The following is a 3,515-nucleotide window of genomic DNA, read 5'->3' as shown; positions in this document are numbered from 1 at the left end:
ATATGATACTATCGTTACATCTTTATCTAATTTTAAAATAACTGCTATTTGACCAAAGAGTAATAATTGAAATAGTGCCATAAGACTTCCAATAATATAACGTTTATAATTATTTTTCATATTATTTCCCTCCTAAATTTTTAATGCCTCTACTATCTCAAGCTTTGCTGCTCTTTTAGCTGGTAAAATTCCAAAAATTACCCCAATCCCCATAGTTAAAATCATAATTCCTATTATCTTTATCAAACTAAAATATGGTGGTATTTTTAATATAATTCCAACTAAATATGATGTTATTACTCCCAAAATTGTTCCTATAAACGTTCCTATACTAACAATTATTACTATTTCTAGAAAAAATATTTCTATTAATTTTCTTTGATTTATTCCAATCGTTCGTAATATTCCTATGTATGGGCTTCGTTCTCTCATCACTACAGTTATTAAATTTAAAATCCCAATTCCACCAATAACTAATGAAATAAAAGAAAGTGTAAAAAAACCTTTTCTAACAAAACTTTTTATTCTCTCTATATTTTTATAGATTTGTGGAATCTCTAAAACTTTAATCTGTTTATGTCCAGGTCTAAATTTATTTAACTCATTCAACACAACTGGTATATACTCTATAGCATCTATATCTTTCGGAAAAGAAATTACCAATTTAGTATAATTATTTTTTCCAAAGATTATTTCAAAAGTTTTGTCACTTACAATAACTCTATTTCCCATTTTCATAGTTTCAAAAGGACTTTTCTCTTGATATAATCCTCTAATCATAAATTTTCTTTTTCCAAATTTAGTTTCTAATTCTATCTCAGATCCTACTGTTAGCCCTAAAAACTGATCTCTATCTAAAACTACTTCTCCTTCTTTTAAAAGTGGTAAATTCATAGCTTGTAAAGCTTTTTTACCATAGCCTCTATAATATATATTCCCTATTAGTTTTATCTTTTCTGGGAAAAGTCCATATTCTACAAAAGGAAGTCTTTCAAGAAGTAATAAATCATCATTATTTAATATTTCACCACCTACAAGAACTCTATTATTTCCTATGACAGATAAATCATTCTCTATAATATTTTTAACTCCATCTCCAAGAGATAAAGTTAAAATAAGAGACATTGCTCCTACTGTGACGGCTATAAGTGGAATTAAGACCCTTTCGATATTTCTTTCTAAAAATCTAAATGCCATCCAAACTCTCACTAACTCACAACCTTTACTTTTTCACCATTAGAAACTTTAAATGGATTTATTACAACTTCTGTTCCCAAAGGTAAATTTAATATTTCATAATCTTTGGAAGTTTTTGCTCCTATTTTTACTTCAGTTTTATAAACCCTTCCTGCGTCTACTACATATACATAATTTTTATCTCCCTCTTCTATTACAGAAAAAGATGGTACTACAGCTACATTATGACTGCTCTCATTATTAATTTCTACATCTGTTATAAATCCAGGTTTTAAATTATTATCTCCTATAATTTTTATTTCAACTTCTATGATTTTGTCATTTTTTCCACCTAGAGAGCTTTCTCTAGCTACATTAGATACTCTAGTTACAACTCCATCATATATTAAATCTCCTTCGAATGATGAACTACGTATAATGGCTTTTTGATTTTCTTTTATACTGTTAGCTCCATACATTGGTACTTCAACTTTTATAATGCTTGTCCCTTTTGGAGAAATTGCAAGTAACCTTTGCCCACTAAAAGCATTACTCCCTTCTGTTACATCTATTGTTGTTATAACTCCAGCTATAGGTGCTTCAAGTGGTTTTTTTAGTTGCTCAGCACGTCGAGTTAAAATATCCTGGTCTAATTGAAGTTTTTTTAAAGTTGATTTTAATTTTGCATCTTCAATTTGTAACTCTCTAGTTAAACTTTCAAAACTTACAACTAATAATTCAAATTTTTGTCTATTTAATTCTAAATTAGTTTTCAACTCTTCAAATTCAACATTTTTTTTATCTGCTTCTGTTATTGCTTTGTTGACTTCTGTACTTGAAACTCCATCAGCAGCCAATAATTTTTTATAAGCTTCAGCCTTATCTTTTAAAATTCTAACTTCTGCTTTTAATATCGGTAGTTTTCTTTCATCCCCTTTTATTTTTTCTTCTAAATTTCTCATTTCAAGTTTTCGATCATCTAATTCTAGCTTCAACGATCCTTCATCTAAATCTGCTATCCTAAGTTTTATATCTTTTATATCTAATTCATTTATCCTTAATTCTTTTTCATTTTCTATTACACTTTTATTACTAAAAGTCATTAACTTATCTCCAGGTATAACTTCTTGTCCTACACGTGCTAAAATAGATTCAATTAAAACTGGGGCTTCAACATAAACAGGTATAACCTCTCCTGGCATAACTATCCCTGTATAAAGTGTAGAGTTAGAAAGAGTTTTCATCTCAATTTTTGAAACTTTTACCTCTTTCCTAGTCGCCTTATTAATTGCAAAATATCCTCCCACAGAAACTAATATAATTAAAGTACCAATTATTATCTTTTTATTCATATATCTCCTCTACTTATATAGATTCTCATACTCTATTACAGATAAAACAAGTAATCTTTGAAGTTTATAATAATCCTCCTCAGCAATTTTTAACTGATTTACTGAATTTAGATAATCAAATGTTGAAATTAATTCATTGTCATATCTCAAATTATCAATTTTTAAATTTTCTCTTAGTAATTCAACTCTTTTTTTCTGAGATTCACTTTGACCAGATAACGATTCAATTTCTCCAAGTTTATTTTTCATATCTAATTCAATTTCTTGAATATTATTATCATATTTTATTTTGGCTTGGTCTAACTTATATTCACTTTGGGCTATAGAATCTAAAGTTGCACCCCACTCAAAAACATATTTAATTCCAACCTCAACTCTTCCTTCATTAACATTTTTATATTTATGTGAACTTAAATTTTCTTCTTTAAATTTATAAGATGGCTTTATGTATAATATTGGATATAAATCTGCTTTTGCAATTTTTACATCGTACCCAGCTATATCAACCATTATACTTTGAGCTTTTCCTAAAGTTGTATTTTTAGGGTCTTTAATTTTTTTTATAATTTTTGAAGTTTTTATATAATTTATTGCATCAATTTCATTTAAAGTTACCTGTTTATCTAATTCATATCCTAAAAGTTGCATCAATTTTTCTTTAGATGCTTTTTCATTTTGGCTATTATTATAATTTAATGCCTTATTTTTTTCTAAATCTGCTTCTATTTTTAAAATTTCAGATTTAGCTATCAATTTATTTTCATTGTATAATCCATTAAGTCTAGTGTATTGTTTTTGTAACGCTCTTATTGTTGAGTCTGTAATTTCTTTTTGCTTTCTATAACTTAAATTAGAAAAATAAGCATTTATAGCTTCTTCTTGCCAAGAATAAATAGCTAATTTTTTCTCTTCTTTAGCTAGCTCTAATTCATTTTCAGATTTTTTATAGTTATTTATCATTCGTCCACCTTGAAAAAGTGGTATTGT

3 protein-coding genes are annotated in these 3,515 nt (G+C 27.2%); all 3 read right to left on the bottom strand.

The features are described 5' to 3' along the window. Positions 1-132: 132 nt before the first annotated feature. Entirely contained in the window at positions 133-1,197 is a 1,065-nt protein-coding gene (locus ACMOUI_RS04260) for an ABC transporter permease (RefSeq protein ID WP_418964498.1), read from the bottom strand. 11 nt (positions 1,198-1,208) lie between these two features. Beyond that, positions 1,209-2,528 carry an efflux RND transporter periplasmic adaptor subunit gene (locus ACMOUI_RS04255; RefSeq protein WP_418964497.1) on the bottom strand — a complete coding sequence of 440 codons (1,320 nt, stop codon included), beginning with the start codon at positions 2,526-2,528 and terminating at the stop codon, positions 1,209-1,211. A gap of 9 nt (positions 2,529-2,537) precedes the next feature. Continuing rightward, the coding region (locus ACMOUI_RS04250) for a TolC family protein (protein WP_418964496.1) at positions 2,538-3,515 on the bottom strand (978 nt) is incomplete at its 5' end.

Origin of the sequence: Cetobacterium sp. (genome assembly GCF_048470075.1) — a bacterium.
Classification (GTDB): domain Bacteria; phylum Fusobacteriota; class Fusobacteriia; order Fusobacteriales; family Fusobacteriaceae; genus Cetobacterium_A.
Note: the sequence above shows the minus strand (reverse complement) of the source record. Positions and strands in the feature narration are given on the sequence as shown.

Coding starts and splice junctions, on each gene's coding strand:
- ACMOUI_RS04260 (WP_418964498.1), bottom strand. CDS start 1,197: ATGGCATTTAGATTTTTAGAAAGAAATATCGAAAGGGTCTTAATTCCA.
- ACMOUI_RS04255 (WP_418964497.1), bottom strand. CDS start 2,528: ATGAATAAAAAGATAATAATTGGTACTTTAATTATATTAGTTTCTGTG.